The organism is Dactylosporangium sp. CA-139066 (assembly GCF_050936175.1).
Lineage (GTDB): Bacteria > Actinomycetota > Actinomycetes > Mycobacteriales > Micromonosporaceae > Dactylosporangium.
Genome location: NZ_JBNJNH010000002.1, coordinates 1,141,109 through 1,158,317 on the forward strand (window position 1 = coordinate 1,141,109; position 17,209 = coordinate 1,158,317).

Annotated in this window: 16 protein-coding genes; 7 read left to right on the plus strand and 9 right to left on the minus strand. The window is 69.9% G+C overall.

Features of this window, described 5'->3' with window-relative positions:
- Positions 1-23 precede the first annotated feature (23 nt).
- The 3 genes from ACQEVU_RS50085 to ACQEVU_RS50095 all read right to left on the minus strand — a co-directional run bounded on the left by ACQEVU_RS50085 (position 24) and on the right by ACQEVU_RS50095 (position 3,205).
- Positions 24-992, minus strand: coding sequence for a UDP-glucuronic acid decarboxylase family protein (locus ACQEVU_RS50085; protein WP_433337438.1), 969 nt, complete (start codon positions 990-992; stop codon positions 24-26).
- An 85-nt stretch (positions 993-1,077) separates the two neighbouring features.
- Complete coding sequence (locus ACQEVU_RS50090; RefSeq protein ID WP_433337440.1) at positions 1,078-2,847, minus strand: solute symporter family protein; 1,770 nt, start codon at positions 2,845-2,847, stop codon at positions 1,078-1,080.
- Positions 2,840-3,205 carry a DUF485 domain-containing protein gene (locus ACQEVU_RS50095; protein WP_433337442.1) on the minus strand — a complete coding sequence of 122 codons (366 nt, stop codon included), beginning with the start codon at positions 3,203-3,205 and terminating at the stop codon, positions 2,840-2,842. Before ACQEVU_RS50095 ends, ACQEVU_RS50090 begins: the two co-directional genes overlap by 8 nt.
- Before the next feature lie 684 nt (positions 3,206-3,889).
- Here ACQEVU_RS50095 and ACQEVU_RS50100 point away from each other — a divergent pair.
- The 7 genes from ACQEVU_RS50100 (at position 3,890) to ACQEVU_RS50130 (ending at position 11,032) form a co-directional block, all read left to right on the plus strand.
- Entirely contained in the window at positions 3,890-4,240 is a 351-nt protein-coding gene (locus ACQEVU_RS50100; RefSeq protein WP_433337444.1) for a type II secretion system protein, read from the plus strand.
- 86 nt (positions 4,241-4,326) lie between these two features.
- Positions 4,327-5,415 carry a type IV pilus twitching motility protein PilT gene (locus ACQEVU_RS50105; RefSeq protein ID WP_433337446.1) on the plus strand — a complete coding sequence of 363 codons (1,089 nt, stop codon included), beginning with the start codon at positions 4,327-4,329 and terminating at the stop codon, positions 5,413-5,415.
- Positions 5,416-5,558: 143 nt separating this feature from the next.
- The gene (locus ACQEVU_RS50110; protein WP_433337448.1) at positions 5,559-7,199 is read left to right on the plus strand and encodes a GspE/PulE family protein; all 1,641 of its coding nucleotides are present in this window, start codon (positions 5,559-5,561) and stop codon (positions 7,197-7,199) included.
- A 1-nt stretch (position 7,200) separates the two neighbouring features.
- Complete coding sequence (locus ACQEVU_RS50115) at positions 7,201-8,502, plus strand: type II secretion system F family protein (RefSeq protein ID WP_433337450.1); 1,302 nt, start codon at positions 7,201-7,203, stop codon at positions 8,500-8,502.
- A complete protein-coding gene (locus ACQEVU_RS50120; protein ID WP_433337452.1) occupies positions 8,503-8,931 on the plus strand; it encodes a type IV pilus modification PilV family protein in 429 nt (142 codons plus the stop codon).
- A complete protein-coding gene (locus tag ACQEVU_RS50125; protein ID WP_433337454.1) occupies positions 8,922-9,515 on the plus strand; it encodes a PulJ/GspJ family protein in 594 nt (197 codons plus the stop codon). Before ACQEVU_RS50120 ends, ACQEVU_RS50125 begins: the two co-directional genes overlap by 10 nt.
- Entirely contained in the window at positions 9,512-11,032 is a 1,521-nt protein-coding gene (locus ACQEVU_RS50130; protein WP_433337456.1) for a hypothetical protein, read from the plus strand. Before ACQEVU_RS50125 ends, ACQEVU_RS50130 begins: the two co-directional genes overlap by 4 nt.
- 8 nt (positions 11,033-11,040) lie before the next feature.
- Here ACQEVU_RS50130 and ACQEVU_RS50135 read toward each other — a convergent pair whose 3' ends face one another.
- From ACQEVU_RS50135 to ACQEVU_RS50160, 6 genes are read right to left on the minus strand one after another with little or no spacing between them, the layout of a single operon-like run.
- Positions 11,041-11,844: a prepilin peptidase gene (locus tag ACQEVU_RS50135; RefSeq protein ID WP_433337458.1), complete on the minus strand. Its 804-nt coding sequence runs from the start codon at positions 11,842-11,844 to the stop codon at positions 11,041-11,043.
- Between the two features lie 43 nt (positions 11,845-11,887).
- Positions 11,888-12,400 carry a flavin reductase family protein gene (locus tag ACQEVU_RS50140; RefSeq protein ID WP_433337460.1) on the minus strand — a complete coding sequence of 171 codons (513 nt, stop codon included), beginning with the start codon at positions 12,398-12,400 and terminating at the stop codon, positions 11,888-11,890.
- Between the two features lie 58 nt (positions 12,401-12,458).
- On the minus strand, positions 12,459-14,258 hold the full coding sequence (locus ACQEVU_RS50145) for an ABC transporter permease (RefSeq protein WP_433337462.1): 1,800 nt from the start codon (positions 14,256-14,258) through the stop codon (positions 12,459-12,461).
- Positions 14,249-15,013, minus strand: a complete 765-nt coding sequence (locus ACQEVU_RS50150; RefSeq protein WP_433337464.1) for an ABC transporter ATP-binding protein — start codon at positions 15,011-15,013, stop codon at positions 14,249-14,251. Before ACQEVU_RS50150 ends, ACQEVU_RS50145 begins: the two co-directional genes overlap by 10 nt.
- 35 nt (positions 15,014-15,048) lie before the next feature.
- The gene (locus ACQEVU_RS50155; protein ID WP_433337466.1) at positions 15,049-16,746 is read right to left on the minus strand and encodes a cation acetate symporter; all 1,698 of its coding nucleotides are present in this window, start codon (positions 16,744-16,746) and stop codon (positions 15,049-15,051) included.
- Complete coding sequence (locus ACQEVU_RS50160; RefSeq protein WP_433337468.1) at positions 16,743-17,132, minus strand: hypothetical protein; 390 nt, start codon at positions 17,130-17,132, stop codon at positions 16,743-16,745. Before ACQEVU_RS50160 ends, ACQEVU_RS50155 begins: the two co-directional genes overlap by 4 nt.
- Positions 17,133-17,209: the final 77 nt, after the last annotated feature.

A 17,209-nucleotide genomic window follows, 5' to 3' on the forward strand; every position in this document is an offset into this window, starting at 1 on the left:
GGCGCGGCACGAACCCGGGAGAGTCAGCGGCTGCGGAAGTACGCCACCGTGCGCGCGAGTCCCTCCTCGGGCCCGACCATCGGCTCGTATCCGAGCAGCTCACGCGCCTTGGTCAGGTCGGGGCGGCGGCGCTCCGGGTCGTCGGCGGTCCGGGCCAGCAGCGCCACGCGGGAGTTGCTGTCGGTTATGCGCACGATCGACTCGGCGAGCTCGAGCATCGTCATCTCGTGTTCGGTACCGCAGTTGATCGGCCCGGTCTCGCCCGAGTCGAGCAGCAGCAGAATCCCCCGGACGAGGTCGGAGACGTAGCAGATCGAGCGGGTCTGGGTGCCCGTCCCGTGCACGGTGATCGCCTCGCCGCGCAGGGCCTGCGAGATGAACGTGGGAATCGCGCGCCCGTCGTCGGGCCGCATGCGCTCGCCATAGGTGTTGAAGATCCGCACGATGCCGACGTCGGCGCCGCGGCCGCGGCGGTAGCCCATGACGGCCGCCTCCGAGAAGCGCTTGGCCTCGTCGTACACGCTGCGGATGCCGATCGGGTTGACGTTGCCCCAGTAGGTCTCCGGCTGCGGGTGGACCAGCGGGTCGCCGTAGGCCTCCGAGGTCGAGGCCATGATGAACCGGGCGCCGTCGGCCACGGCCCGCTCCAGCAGCTGCAGGGTGGCCAGCGAGCCGACCCGCAGGATCTCCACCGGCAGGTGCTCGAAGTCGGTCGGGCTGGCCGGCGACGCGAAGTGCATGATCGCGTCGAAGCGGGCCGCGAGCGCGTCGATCGCCGGCAGCGGCTCGGTGACGTCGGCCTCGACGAGGGTGAACTTCGGGTGATCGTGCAGGTGGGCGACGTTGTCCTTACTCCCGGTGAGGAAGTTGTCGACCACGACAACGTGACAGCCCCGGGCGATCAGAGCATCGGCAAGGTGAGAACCGACGAATCCGGCGCCACCGGTCAGCAGGACCCGGTGTCCCTCGCCGTAACGCTGCGCAACGACCATGACGGACAGCCTAGCGTGTCGCCGCACCGGGCCCGGGGGATCGGCGGCGCCCCCGGGCCCGGCACGTTCTTGGGTGAAATCGCGCCTAGTGCGCGCCGGCGCCGGTGAGCGACCGGGCTTCCAGCTCGCTGTACTTGTCGGGGTCCCGCTCCTTGCTCGTCATCGCCCCGAGCGCGGCGAAGATGAAGCCGATCGGGATCGAGATCAGGCCCGGGTTCTCCAGCGGGATCGGCGCCGCCGTGGTGCAGCTGAACAGCGCCGTCGCGTTGGACACGGCCTTGGAGTTCTGCGGTACACCACAGTCCTTGGCCTGCGCCGCGGTGAGCGTCGCCGGGGTGCGCGCGTCGCTGACGCCGCCCCAGGCGATCGGGCTGAGCAGCACGACGCCGACGGCGGAGATGAGGCCCGCGTAGATGCCCCAGGTCGCGCCGCGGGTGTTGAACCGCTTCCAGAACAGCGAGAACAGGATCGCCGGCAGGTTCGCCGACGCGGCGATCGCGAACGCCAGCGCCACCAGGAAGGCGACGTTGAGGTTGCGGGCGAAGATGCCGAGCAGGATCGCGACGGCGCCGATCACGAACGCGGAGTACCGCGCGACGACGACCTCCTGCCGCTCGTCGGTCTGACCGCGCTTGAGGACGTTGGCGTAGAGGTCATGGGCGAGCGAGGACGACGACGCCAGCGTGAGGCCGGCGACGACCGCCAGGATGGTTGCGAACGCGACCGCGGCGATGATGGCCAGCAGGAACGATCCGCCGAAGTCGCCGCCGAGGTACCGCCGGCCGAGCTCCTGGGCCAGCTGCGGCGCGGCGGTGTTGCCGGCCGGGTCCTGGGCGACGATCGCGCTGCGGCCGACGAGGGCGGCCGCACCGAAGCCGAGCGCCAGGGTCATCAGGTAGAAGACGCCGATGAGGCCGATGGCCCACACGACGCTCTTGCGGGCGGCCTTGGCGTTGGGGACCGTGTAGAACCGGATCAGGATGTGGGGCAGGCCCGCGGTACCGAGGACCAGGGCCAGGCCGAGCGAGATCAGGTCCAGCTTGCTCGTCAGCGTCGCCGTGGCGTTGCCGGCGAACTCCCGCCCGTAGCGCAGGCCCGGTTGCAGGAACGACTCGGGCGGCGTGCGGCCCGACTTCGCGGCGGCCTCGCCGAGCAGGCTCGAGAGGTTGAACTTGTACGCCGCCAGGACCATCAGGGTCAGCACCAGCGCGCCGATCATCAGCATGAACGCCTTGACGATCTGCACGTAGGTCGTGCCCTTCATGCCGCCGACCGTGACGTACACGATCATCAGCACGCCGATGAGCGCGATGGTGACGATCTTCGCCGTCTCCGCGTCCATCCCGAGGAACTTGTCGCCGGCCTTGATGCCCAGCAGCAGCGCGACGAGCGCGCCGGCGCCGACCATCTGGGCGAGCAGGTAGAAGATCGACACGATGATCGTCGAGATGCTGCCCGCGGTGCGCACCGGCGCCTGCCGCATGCGGAACGCGAGCACGTCGGCCATCGTGTACCGGCCGGAGTTGCGCATCAGCTCGGCGACCAGCAACAGGGCGACCAGCCAGGCGACGAGGAAGCCGATGCTGTACAGGAAGCCGTCGTAGCCGTTGAGCGCGATGATGCCGGCGATGCCGAGGAAGCTCGCCGCCGACATGTAGTCGCCGCCGATCGCCATGCCGTTCTGGAACCCGCTGAACGAGCGGCCGCCGGCGTAGAAGTCGGCGGCGCTGCGGGTCTGCCGGCTGGCCCAGATCGTGATGCCGAGCGTGACGCCCACGAGGATGACGAACATCGTGAGCGTGAGGGTGCGCTGCGTCCCCACCGACACCGCGGCGAGGGTGACCGATTCATGCATCGCTGGACGCCTCCTCGACCTGGCTGCCTTCGATCTTGGCCCGCAGGTCGTCCGCGAGCGGGTCGACGTTGCGGTCGGCGTAGCGGGCGTACAACCACGCGATCAGGAACGTCGACACGAACTGCAGCAGCCCGAAGATGAGCGCGATATTGATGTGCCCGACGACCTTGGTGCTCATGAAGTCGCGGGCGTATGCGGACAGCAGCACGTACAGCGCGTACCAGAGAAGGAACGCAACGGATACCGGAAAGACGAAGCGGCGCAGCGTGCGGCGCAATGCGTCGAACTCCGGCGTGCGGGCAACGGCGACGTAGCGGTTCTCGCCGGTGTCCGCGGGCGCCGGTGTCTCGGTGCTCATGGAGGATCACCACCTGCGGTTGGGGTGCGGGTAACCGCGCACGCTAGAAACCCGGCAGGCATCAATAAAGATCTCTGCCGCCACCGGTACCGCACATGCGCCGAGCGGCACCGCCCGTGCGCCGGGTGACATGACTCACGCCGCTTACCGGCGGGCTCCGCGGCCGGGGGCCGCCCAGTTCGGGCAATATGTCCCGTACCGCGCCAATCGATGCGCCTTCTACGTCGATCGCGGCAATTGATCGAGAATGCCGAAAGGGCTGGCATTCGCGGTTCTTCTGGCGCAACGTCGAATTGCCTGACCAGTGACGCCGTGGCGCCTCTGCGGATTTGAACCGATTGCCCATTTCTTCACGTGACCGCGTTTGGACGTGCGGGCGGCGCGTCCGTCCACTTGAGGGGGCGTAGGCGGCTGATCAGATGGCTCGACCACCTGTTTGTTTGATCCCGAACGACGACCCGTGTTGTAGCGTCCCCGTCGCGGACGTTGCCGCAGCTAGCCCCGAGCTGGCCCAGTTAGTCGGATGTCGTTGGTGAGGACGTAGAGAAACATAAATTTCACGGCCATTACTGGTCCAGTGCCGGCCGTAATAGACAGCCGTCCTCAAGCGTCGCCGCATTTAGTCGAGTCACCGGCAATCAGTTGGCGGTCACCGCCCGGCTGCCTTTCCCTGAAGGAGAATGAGTGCTTCAGCGCATCCGTGCGGTCCGCGAGAACGAGAGCGGCTTCACCCTCATCGAGCTCCTCATTGTCATCGTCATCCTCGGCATCCTGTCCGGCATCGTGGTCTTCGCCGTGGGCGCCTTCAACGACCGTGGGCAAGCCGCCGCCTGCAAGACCGACAAGAAGAACGTCGAGGTCGCGGTGGAGGCCTACCGCGCCAAGAAGAACGCGTACCCGACCAAGTGGGACGACCTGACCGGCGGTTCCGACCAGTTCCTCCGGGAGCAGCCCTCGACCACGAATGGCTACACGATCGACGTGAACTGGGGCCCCGGCGGCGACGGCAAGGTGACCTCGACGGGCGCCTGCTAGTCAGGCTGACGACTGCGTAGAGAGGGCCGCCCCGGGTGGCCCTCTCTACCGACGTTTGAGAAATCTGCGCGGCACTGGAGGTTGGTATGCACGATCGCCGCGATCATCTCGATGCGCTGCTCGAGGCGTTGTGGCGGGCACGCGGCACCGACCTGCTCCTCACCGTGGGCATGCCCCCACAGATCCGCGTACACGGCGAGCTGAGCCCGGTGCCCGGGCAAGAGGTGCTCACCAGGCGCGACACCGACGCCCTCCTCACCGCGATGCTGACCGACGAGCAGATGCTGGCCTGGCACGCGTCCCGCGAGTACGACTTCTCCTTCAGCTGGCGCGACCTTGCCCGGATCCGGGGCAGCGCCTTCAGCCAGCGCGGACAGACCGCCGTGGCGCTGCGGATGGTCACGCAACGCATCCCGGCGATGGCCGAGCTCGGCCTTCCCCCCGTTCTGTGGCATTTCGTCCGCCAGCATCAGGGGCTGGTCCTGGTCACCGGGCCGACCGGGTCCGGCAAGTCGACCACCCTCGCCGCGATGATCAACGAGATCAACAGCGACCGGGCCTGCCACATCCTGACCATCGAGGATCCGATCGAGTACATCCACGAGCACAAGCGCGCCATGGTGAACCAGCGCGAGGTGGGCTCGGACACCGAGTCGTTCCCGGACGCCCTGCGCTCCGCGCTGCGCGGCGATCCGGACGTCCTGCTCGTGGGCGAGATGCGTGACCTGGACTCGATCCGGTTCGCCCTGACCATCGCCGAGACCGGCCACCTGGTCCTTGCCTCGTTGCACACCAACGACACGGCACAGGCCCTCGCCCGCATCATCGACGTCTTCCCGGCAGAGCAGCAGGCCCAGGTCCGCACGCAGCTCGCGGCCGCGCTCACCGGAATCGTGTACCAGAGGCTGATTCCCCGGGTCGGCGGCGGCCTGGTCGGCGCGCACGAGGTGCTCGTCGCCACGAGCGCGGTGCGCAACCTCATCAAGGAGGGCAAGACCCACCAGCTGCGCAACTCGCTGGTGACCGGCCACAAGGACGGCATGGTCACCTTCGAACAGTCGCTCTCGTCGCTCGTCCAGGCCGGCGTGATCACCCTCGACGACGCCGTGGCCCGCAGCCTGTATCCCAGGGACATCGAGGCCCATCCCCGAGCGCGGGCGAGCGTGACGGCATGAGACTGAGGAACTGGGGACAGCCGGCCGAGCCCGCCGAGGCGACACCGACGACGCGTGCGCAGCGGATCGAACCGGGCCGCCCCGACGACCTGAGTCTTCAACCGGGCGGCCGCCGCCTCGGCGAAATTCTCGTCGAGGCCAACGTGGTCAGCCCCCAGCAGGTCGTCGCGGCCCTGGCGGAGCTGCAGCAGGGTCCGGCGAAGTTCCTGGGGGAACACCTGGTCGAGCTCGGCGTGCTCAGCGAGCGCGACCTCGCGTGGGCGGTCGGTGCGCAATACTCCGTGGACGCCATCGACCTCCGCGAGGTCGTGCCGGAGCCCGCGGCAACCGAGTTGCTGGACCCGGCGATCGCCCGCGAACTGATCGCCATCCCGCTGGCGCTGCGCGGGGAGGCCGTGCTTGTCGCGGTTGCCTTCCCCGCCACCGCGCAGGCGCTACAACAGGCCATCGGGCGGCCGCTGATGGTCAAGGTCGCTTCGCGTTCGGACATCATGCGCGTGATCGCGAACAGCTATCGCGCGCTTTCCGCGGTCAGCTCCCAGGTCAAGGTCTTCGAGGCGCAACAGTCATTGCGCCGGGAGGTGGCCCGGCTCGACCCGGCCGTCGCCAACGACGACGCGCCCGTGGTGCAGATCGTCCACCTCATGATCACGCAGGCCTTGCGGGACCGCGCGTCCGACATCCACATCGAACCGCACCCGGAGCGGGTCCGCGTGCGCTACCGCATCGACGGTGCGTTGCACGACGTTCTCGACCTTCCCGCGGCCATGGGGCCCGTCGTCGCGAGCCGGATCAAGATCCTCGGCGGGATGAACATCGTCGAGCGCCGCCGCCCGCAGGACGGGCAGATCAGCATGGACATCGATGGGCGAGGCGTCGATATCCGGGTGTCCACCACCGCCGTCATCGACGGCGAGAAGGTGGTCATGCGGCTGCTGGACAAGAGCCGCCCGCTGTACCGGCTGGAGCAGCTGGGCATGCCCAACGACATGGCCGCTCGATACTCGGCGCTGCTGCGCTCGCCGTACGGCATGGTGATCTGCGCCGGCCCGACGGGAAGCGGCAAGACGACCACGCTGTACGGCTCGCTGGGCGAGATCAACACGCCCGAGCGCAACGTCACGACGATCGAGGATCCGGTCGAGTACCGCATTCCGTCGATCAACCAGATTCAGATCAACGAGCAGGCGGGCATCAGTTTCGCGGGCGGCCTCCGGTCGATCCTGCGGCAGGACCCGGACGTGATCCTGGTCGGTGAGATCCGCGATGTCGAAACCGCCCGCATCGCCGTCCAGTCGGCACTCACCGGGCACTTCGTGCTCTCGTCCCTGCACGCCACCGATGCCCCATCGGCCCTGCTTCGGCTGCTCGACATGGGTATCGAGGGCTTCCTGGTCGCGTCGTCGGTCACCGCCGTGCTGTCGCAGCGCCTCGTGCGGCGCATCTGCAACTCCTGCCGCGAGCCGTACAACCCCTCCCCCGAGGAGATGGCCCTGCTGTACGCGATTCAGGGAGTGCCGCCGAGCGGTGGCTTCGTGCGCGGCCACGGCTGCAACTTCTGCGCACACACGGGTTACCTCGAGCGGACCGGCGTCTACGAGATGTTGACGGTGTCGGGAAGGATTCGCGAAATGGTCCTCGAACGCGCGACACACGACGAGATTCGCAAGGTCGCCCGGGCCGAGGGGATGCGCACGCTCCAGGAGGAGGCCGCTCGCCTGGTCGAAGCGGGCGTGACAACCCTGGCCGAAATTTTGCGTTCAATCTACGTGGTAGGGGCCTGAGGTGACCGAGTACGGCTACACCACTATCCGTCCAGAAGGACAGCGCGCCGACGGTGGGGGGCAGCCCTACACCACCGTCTATCCCCACGGACTGCGCGGCGCTGACATGGAGCAGACACAGCACCTGTTCGTCCCCGCGCAGGCGCCGCACGAGCAGGCGCCGCACCAGCAGGCACCACACGTGCCGGCGCCACCCGCGCGGCAGTCGCGGGACAGCAAGGCCGGCGAGAAGAAGAGCTTTCTGCAAATGGAGCTCTCCCCGCCCCGCGTCAAGCGGGAAGAGGTCATGCACCTGTCTCGCCAGCTCGGGGCGTTCGTCCGCGCCGGACTGCCGCTCATCGACGCGGTTCGCGCGATCGGCGAGGAGGCGACGAACTCCAGCGTGCGGCGCATGATGAGTGAGGTCGAGGAGGGGCTGCGCACCGGGCAGACGTTGTCGGACTGCTTCGACCGGCATCCGAAGATCTTCCCGGAGTTCTATCGGGGGATCCTGCGCTCGGCCGAGCTCACCGGTCAGCTCGACACGGTCCTGGAACAGCTCGCGAAGTATCTGGAACGGGACCTCGAGGCGAGACGCAAAATCAAGTCGGCCTCGATCTATCCATCGATGATCGCGCTCATGTCGTTGGTCACCGTGGTGGTGATGGCCTGGTTCGTGCTGCCCCGGTTCAAGGTCTTCTTCGCCGGCCTGCACGCCAAGCTCCCGCTGCCCACGCGCATCCTCCTGGCGATCACCGACTTCTTCACGCACTGGTGGTGGGCCGTGCTGGCGGGCGTGGTCGCCATCGCGCTGGGCATCTTCCTCGCGCTGCGCACCGAGGGCGGCCGATACGCGCGGGACCGCTTCCTGCTGGGCATGCCCGTGATCGGCGGGGCGGTCCGGTTCGCGCTCGTCGAGCGCTTCTGCCGCATCCTCTCGTCCATGGCCAGCGCCGGCGTCGCTCTGCCGGAGGCGCTGCGGGTGGCCACGGAGTCGCTGCGCAACCTGGTGTTCATGCGTGCGCTCGCGCACGTCGGCGAGGCGATGCTCGAAGGTCAGGGGCTCGCCGATCCGCTGTCCACCACCGGGCTCTTCCCCGCGACCGCCGCCCGGATGATCCGCGTCGGTGAGGAGACGGGCACGCTCGACGTTCAGCTGGAGGTCACCGCCCGCTACTACGAGGGCGAGCTCGACTACAAGCTCAAGAAGGTGACCGCGCTGTTCGAGCCGGCCGTCATCATCGTCATGGGGCTGATCGTCGGATTCGTGGCCATCGCGCTGGTGTCGGCGATGTACGGCATCTTCAACCAGGTGACCGTCTAGATGCGGGGGGAGCCGAACGATCGGGGCGAGACCCTGATCGAGCTGCTGGTCACGGTGATCATCATGGGAGTCGCGATGGTGGCCCTCGTCGGCGGCATCGCGACCAGCATCCGGATGTCCGACATCCACCGCAAGCAGGCCCAGGCCGGCGCCTATCTCCGTGCCTTCGGCGAGGCGATCGCGGGAGCCACGTACGTCGAGTGCGCGGGGACAAGCACGTACGCCGCCTACTCCACCGGCGACGCCACCTACACCCCTACGATCACCACCGTCAGGTATTGGGACGGTTCGACGTTCGGGACCGTGTGCGCTCCCGACACCGGCATCCAGAAGGTATCGCTCAAGGTCAGCACCTCCGACAACAAGGCCATCGAGACCCTCGACGTCATCATCCGCAAGCCGTGTTCGGAGGCCTCGCCATGCACGTGAGGCGCGACGAACGCGGCCTGACCCTCATCGAGGTGCTGGTCGCCATCGCGATCCTGGGCATCATCGCGGTTCCCCTCGCCAACGCGGTGATCGGATTCATCCGGAATACCGACGACACCACTAGACGCCTGAACGAGTCGCACGACGCACAGATCATGGTGGCCTACTTCGCCCAGGACGTGCAGAGCGTCGGGGTGCGGGACTGGGCCAAGGACGGGTTCCCGCTCAAGCAATCCGTTTTTCCTAATGTTGATCAGTGTGGCGCGGCGGGCGTCTCGAAGGCCGTTGTCACTTTCGCTTGGGACGACCTGGCAAGGTCCGACGTCGTTCGAGTGTCCTATGTGGTCATGACCAGGGGTGCGGAGCGTCAACTGCACCGCATCCGGTGCACCGCATCGTCGACGTCGGACACCGTGCTCGCCCACAACGTCGACGGGGATCCCATCCTGAGCTGCACCGCGCCGATCGACTGCTCCGCGGCGCCCGGCGTGCCGCAGCGCGTGACCCTGAAGGTCACCATCAAGGCCGACGGCGGCCAGCAGCCGTTCACCGTGACCCTCGACGGACAGCGGAGACAGACATGACATCGAGGATCAAGCACAGCGACGACAGCGGCGCGGCCCTGGTTTTCGCGCTCGTCTTCGTCACGGTGATTGCCGTGGTTATCGCCGCGGTGCTGTCGTTCGCGGACACGAGCATCCGCGCCACCCTGAACCTGCGCGATCAGGCGGCGGCGGCCGCCACCGCCGACGGCGCGGCCCAGATCGCGATCAACGCCTTGCGGCAGGGGACGTACAAGGGCGCCGACGGAAACTGCTTCGCCGGGAAGACCGACCTGACGCTGAAGGGTTTCTACCAGGCGCCATCCGGTTCGGCGTACTCCGCCCTCGTCAGGTGCGGTCTGGACAAGCCCAAGAGCGGCGATTCCCCGGTGGCGATCAACGCGGCGAACAAGCCGGGCAGCGCGGTCCTGACGCTGGGAACGTCAGCCGCCGAGGACGGCATCAACCTCAAGGTCAGCGGTGGCGGGACACTGAAAGTCCACGGCAGCGTCGTCTCGAACTCCAATATCAACGTGTCCCTGGGCACGCTCGAGACCAACGCGAGCGCGACCGCGCGCACCGGCTGCACCGGCTCAATCACCAGCGTCCCGGCCAAGGTCTGCAACGCCGCAACGGCGACGGCCGACCCCGACTATCCAGCGCCGACGACGACCCCGACGCTTCAGGCGGTCCCGAAGTGCAGCGGCAAGGGCAAGGTCGTGGAGTTCACGGCGGGGCGGTACACCGACCTCGCGTCGCTCAACGACATGACGGACGGCTCCGGCTGCAAGGGTGGCATCTTCTGGTTCCACCCGGGCACCTACTACTTCGACTTCGGTGGCGAGTGGTTGATCGACACGGGGTACCTGATCGGCGGGACCCCGACCACCCAGCCTGTCAACGGCGCGACGCCGACCATCCCCGGGTCATGCCTGGCCCCGATTCCTCCCGATCCGTTGCCGCCCGGCGGCTGGACCCAGCCGGGCCCCAACGCCGGCGTGCAGTTCGTGTTCGGCGGCGCGAGCCGGATCCGGGTCAAGGCGGCGCAGGTCGAGATCTGTGGCACCTACTCCAAGACCAGCCCACCCCTCGCCGTGTACGGGTTGAAGACAGCGGTCGGCGGTGTGTCCGCTCAGAGCGGTTGCATCGTTGCCGTCCCCTACTCGTCGAACTGCGCGGTGATCAAGACGGAGAACTCGCCCAACAGCAGGCTCTACATCCAGGGCACGACGTACGTGCCGAAGGGGGCCCTGGACATCTCGCTCAACAACTCGACGGGACAGGTCTTCCGGTACGGCGTGATATCGCGCGTCCTCTACATGACGCCCACGGGCAGCGCGGACCTGACGGGCCCGGTGATCGAGGTGCCGGACGATTCGCCCGGCTACGGGCTGCGTACCGTCGTCAACCTCACCGTGTACATCTGCAACGGCGTTGCCGCGTGTCCTGCCACCGGTATCCCCCAGCTGCAGGCGACCGTGGGCCTGGTGGATCGATCGGGCGCGCCGATAGCGGGCAAGCGGGAGGTCACGATCTACAACTGGAGCACGCAGCGGTAGCCGGGCGTTCAGACCGCGGTGACGTCCACATAGAACTGTGCGATCGGCGCGGCCGCGAAGAGGGCCACCAGAAACCCGGCGATCATGAACGGGCCGAACGGGATGGCCGTCTTGCGGCCGCCCTTGCCGCCGACCATGATGCCGACGCCTGTCACGGCACCCAGCAGGAAGCCGGCGAACGTGCCGATTCCCAGCGCGGGCCAGGACAGATAGCCGAGCACGCCGCCGAGGATTCCGGCCAGCTTGACGTCTCCGAACCCCATGCCGGCCGGGTAGGCGAACGCCAGCGCGAAGAAGAAGGCGAACGACGCCGCCGCACCGATCGCGGCGCGCGCCAATGCCCACCAGTCATGCTCCCAGGCCGCCGAAAGCGTCAGCAGGATCGCCACTATCGGGTATGACGGCAGGACGATCGCGTTCGGCAGCCGGCGCAGGTCAAGGTCGATCACGGCCAGCGCGATGCCGGCCGCGGCGACGTAGAGGTACGCGGGCAGGGCACTGATCAGGTGCAGCTGGTGCATGCGCAGCGCAACCACGACGAAGAGCCCGGCCGTCGCCAGCTCGACAAGCGGGTATCGCACGGCTATCCGCGCACCACAGTCGGCGCACCGGCCACGAAGGACGAGCCACCCCAGCACCGGGACGTTGTGCCGATGCCGGATGGCTTTGCCGCAGTTCGGGCAGCGCGACGAGGGCGTCACCAGCGACTCGCCCCGCGGCACGCGGTGGATCACGACGTTGAGGAACGAACCCACCGCCAGGCCCAGCAACAGCGTCACCGGAAGCAGCAGTGTGAGCTGGGAGAGATGCACGGCCCTATCATGACGGCCGGCTCAGGGCCGGCCGCGACGGGCGTCAGCTGCGGCGATACCGGCCGCGCTCGTGGATCAGCGGCGCGGCGGGAGCGGCGGCGAGTTCGACCCGCTCGATGACCGCCTCCACCAGCAGCGACCAGCCCTTCTCGGTAGCGCCCACCAGGCGGCAGCCCGCCCAGCTGCGCCCGCGCGGCACCGGGCCCCACTCGGTGCGCTCCCACTCCCCCGTGGCGAACGGGCCGCCGGGCGCCGGCATCAGCCCGCCGAACTTGTCCGCGAGCTGGCGGTCCTCCTCCTCGAGCAGGCTGACCGCGAACCGGCCGGCCGACTCGGCGGCCTCCCACAGGTCGCTCTCCTCGTCGACCAGCCCGAGCACGCGGCCCGGATCGCCCTCGACGACCAGCATGGACGAGACGGTCAGGCCCTTGTCGCCCTGTTGCTCGCCGGCCGCCGTCCACAACGTGACGGCGGCGGGCAGCCGTCCTCGCAGCCGCCGGACGGGCGACTTCAGGTCGTCCGGCGTGGCGAACGGGTCGGAGGCGTGGATGCTCACCGCCTCATTGTCGCCGCCGGCGGCCGGGCGCGGCGGCGCGGTCCCGCAGGCCGCCCGGTCAGGCCCGCCTCGGGCTGACGGCCGCCAGGACCTCCGGCGCACGGCGCTGCAGCAGGTTGCCGGCCAGCCGGGTGCCCACCCAGGCGAGCGCGAGGCCCCAGGCCAGGCCGACCGGCAGGAGTACCCAGGTCAGGGCCCCCGGCAGCAGGGCGAACGCGATCGTCACGGGGGCGGTCAGCACCCAGGTCGCAAGCATGCTCACGAACGAGAGGAGGCTTCGCAGGCCGCCCCGCCCGGCGTTCGCGGCGAACGGGTTGTTGGTGTCGGGCACCGGGTACGCGGCGAGGACCGAGGTGATGCCGGCCGCGCCGACCGAGATGCCGTACGTGCACAGCCCCACCCCTAGCGCGGCCGGCAACTGGGCGCCCTCGCCGCCGATGATCGCCACCGCCACCGTCGCCGCGGTGAGCACCGGAAACGTCAGCGCGCCCACGGCCAGCGCCCGGGCGGCGAGCTCCACCTGGCCGGGCACGCCGGCGAGGATGTGCAGCGCATACGCGGTGCCGTCGTTGCCGAACTGGTTGACCAGCACCAGGCCGAGGAACGCGCCCGCGATGGTCAGCGAGTACACGAGCGCGCCGTGACCGCTCGGATGGGCCTGGGCCGCGCCCCGGCCGCCGCTGACCCCGAGGGTGAACGCGAACGGGATCACCACGGACGTGGCCAGCAGCGAGATCAGGGTGGCCCGCCGGCGGGGGTCGCGCAGCCAGTACCGCATCTCCCGGGCGATCAGGCCGGTGAGCCGGTTCGGCCGCAGGAACCGCACGACGCGCGGGAAGAGCGCGCGCACGGGGCTCTCGGCGGTCGCCGACCGGCGGCTGGAGCCGGGGCCCGCGGCGCTGCCGATCATCGCCGACTCGATGGTCTGCAGCCACCACCACAGCAGCACCGCGACGCCCGCCACGCCCACCAGCAGGCGGGCGGCGACGAGCGCCCAGCGACCGTCGATGGCGTCGACGTACGCCACATACGGCGCCGCGAGCGGCGTCCAGGACAGCACGCGGGCGACCGCGGTGGCCTGGGGCGACTCGCCGCGGCCGACGAGCGCGATGATCAGCTGGATGACCGGGTTGCACGAGACGCCCATGACCGCGATGAGCAGCGCGGCGAGGTCACACACCCGGCGCGAGCGCAGCATCCGGGCGAACGCGCTGGTCACGGCGCGGCTCGCGGCGACGCAGACGCAGAGGCCGACCGCCGCGCCGAGCACCGCGACCACCGCGGCGGCGAGGCCGCCGTCGGTCGCGGCGCCGATCACCGAGCCGAGGGTGGCCAGCAGCGTGACCACGGGCGGCACGCCGATGAATGCGGCGGCGAGCATGCCCAGCACCAGGGTGCGCCGCGGCACCGGCAGCAGCGCGAAGCGGGCCGGGTCGAGGGTCTCGTCGACGCCGAAGAACAGCAGCGGCACGAAGACCCAGGCGAGCACGACCGCGGTGCCGGCGAGCGCGGCGACCGCCGGGCGGAGGTGGGGCCCGGCCACGCTGCTGCCCGCGAAGGCGGCGAAGCCGACGAACGCCGCCCACAGCCCCAACATCGCGCCGAGCAGGAAGAGGATGAGCCGCGAGTGCCGGCCGAGCCAGCGCGACCGGCCGCCGCTCGGTCGCCGGCCCGGCCGCAGCGTGTTGCGCAGGATGCGCAGCTTGAGCCGCACGAAGTAGGCGACCCGCGGCCGGCCCGCCGGCCGCGCCGGCGGCTCGGGCAGCGACGGCTCGCCGACCGGCCGCTGCTGCGGGATCCACGCCTGCGGGTCCGCCGGCGCCTCGGGCGCCGCTCCGTGCGGGGGCGTCACAGCCACGACAGCTCCGCGCCCGTCGCCACCCGGCCGCCGACGACGTCGACGAAGACGTCCTCGAGCTCCCGGCCGCCGCGGACCTCCTCGGTGGTACCGACGACCTTGATCTGCCCGTCGGCCAGGATCGCAATGTGCGTGCACAGCCGCTCGACGACCGCCATGACGTGGCTGGAGAAGATCACCGTCCCGCCGTTGCGCACGTAGCGGATCAGGATGTCCCTGATCAGGGCGCCGGAGACCGGGTCGACCGCCTCGAACGGCTCGTCGAGCACCAGCAGCCGGGGCGCGTGCAGCATCGCGCAGGCCAGGCCGATCTTCTTCTTCATGCCGGCGGAGTAGTCGACGACCAGGGTCCGCCCGGCGTCGGCGAGGCCGAGCACGTCGAGCAGCTCGGCCGCGCGGGCGTCGACCACGTCCGCCGGCAGCCCGCGCAGCAGGCCGGTGTAGGCCAGCAGCTCGGCGCCGGTGAGCCGGTCGAACATGCGGGCCGAGTCGGGCAGGGCGCCGAGGCGCCGCTTGGCCTCCACCGGGTCGGACCACACGTCGTGGCCGAGCACGTAGGCGTGGCCGGCGTCCGGGCGCAGCAGCCCGACCGCCATGGACAGGGATGTGGTCTTGCCGGCCCCGTTCGGCCCCAGCAGGCCGAAGAAGGAGCCGACCGGCACCTCGAGATCGACGCCGGCCACCGCAATCTTGTCGTCGAAACGCTTGGTGAGCCCCCGCAGCGCGAGAGCCGAACTCGGCTCGCGATCCGTCACGCTCTGAACGTAGGTCACCCCGTCCACCCCTGCCACTACATGCGCAGCGCGTCGGGCGCGTGCAGGCGAAGCATGATCGCTCCGACGCCCGGGGGCAACCGATGCCTTGTCAGCAGGGAGACCAGGATCATCACCAGAAAGGCCAGAGGTACGGACCAGGCGGCGGGCTGCGTGGTCAGCACTCCGGCCCATCCGGCCGGCGGACCGCCGAGCACCGTGAGCAGCACCGCGAGCGCGGCCGCGCCGCCGCCGGCGACGATGCCGGCCGCCGCGCCGATCGCGGTGAGCCCGCGCCACCAGATGCCGAGCACGAGCAGCGGGCAGAAGCTCGACGCCGCGACGGCGAAGGCGAGCCCGACGACCTGCGAGACGTCGAGGCTGGCCACGAACAGGGCGAGCAGCAGGGGTACGACGCCGGCGACCAGGGCGGAGCGGCGGAAGTCGCGCACCGAGCCGTGGCCCAGCACGTCGGTCGACAGCACGCCGGCGACGCTGGTGAGCAGCCCGGAGGAGGCGGACAGGAACGCGGCGAACGCACCGGCGGCGACCAGGGCGCTGAGCAGCCGGCCGGCGAGTCCGTCGCCGAGCGCCGCCGACGGCAGCAGGAGCACCACGGCATCCGTGTTGCCGGTCATGAGCAACTGCGGGGTGTAGATGCGGCCGAGCACGCCGTACAGCGTCGGGGTCAGGTAGAACACCCCGACCAGGCCGAGCACCACGAGCGTCGTGCGCCGCGCGGCCGCCCCGTCGGGGTTGGTGTAGAAGCGCACGAGCACGTGCGGCAGGCCCATGGTGCCGAGGAACGTGGCCAGGATCAGCGAGTACGTCGCGAACAGGTCCTGCGAGCTGGTGCCCGGGAGCAGCCACTCGGCGGGGGAGTCGGCGGAGACCGCGGCTACCTGGGGTACCGCTGCGGCTTCCGGAAAATCCAGGACGGCACCCTCCGCGACCGCATGCTCGCCGGGCGTGAGCACGAGCGTGCCGGCCAGCGCCACGCCGTCGACGGTCCCACGCACCAGGACCGCGGTCGGCTCGGCGACGCGCAGCCTGGTCGCGTGGTCGATCGCGACGCTCGTGGCGGCGGCGAAGCGCGGCCCGTCGGGCGCGGTGAGCTCGGGCCGGCCGTCGTGCTGCCACTGCAGCAGGAGGAAGACGAAAGGCACCGCAAGGGCGGTGAGCTTCAGCCAGTACTGGAACGCCTGCACGAACGTGATGGAGCGCATGCCGCCGAGGGCCACGTTCAGTGTCACCACGACGCCGACGAGCAACGTGCCGAGCGCGTAGGGCGCGCCCGTCACCGTCTGCAGCGTGAGCCCCGCGCCCTGTAACTGCGGCACCAGGTAGAGCCAGCCGATGAACATCACGAACGCGGTGGCGAGCTTGCGCAGCCGCTTGGAGCGCAGTCGCAGCTCGCAGAAGTCCGGCAGCGTGAACGCGCCCGAGCGGCGCAGCGGCGCGGCCACGAACAGCAGCAACGCAAGGTAGCCGGCGGCGAACCCGACCGGGTACCACAGCAGGTCGACGCCGTGCTTGAGGACCAGCCCGGCGACGCCGAGGAAGCTCGCCGCCGACAGGTACTCCCCGCTGATCGCCGCCGCGTTCCAGGTCGGGCTGACCATCCGCGAGGCGACCAGGAAGTCCGAGGTGGTGCGGGCGAAGCGCAGCCCGTAGAGGCCGATGGCGACCGTGGCCAGCGTGACCACCACGACCGCGGCGACGGAGTAGGAGATCATGTCGGCGGGTGCTGCCCGCGATCCTCGACCAGGGCCACGAACTCCTGCTCGTTGCGCTCGGCCAGGTGCACGTAGACCCCGCCGATCAGGTAGAGGAAGGGGTACGCCAGGACGCCCAGCAGCAGCCACGGCAGCGACACCCCGAAGAGCCGGGCGTGCCCGACCGCCGGCACCGCGGCGAACAGCAGCGGCAGCCCGCCCAGCCCGACGGCGACCACGGCGAACAGGCGCACGGCCACGGACAGCTGCGCGCGCACCAGGCCGCGGGCCAGCGCCGCGCCGACCGGGCTCTGCTCCTCCAGCTCCGCGCGGGCGCGGGCCGGGCGGATCCGGGCGCGGGAGACCTCACCGAGCACCACGCGGACGCGCGGAGTTGGCGGCTCCATGGACGGCAGTCTTGCAATGCGGGCGAAACAAAAGCAAGGGCCGACGTCCCCCGTATGAACGTCGGCCCCGCTCCCAT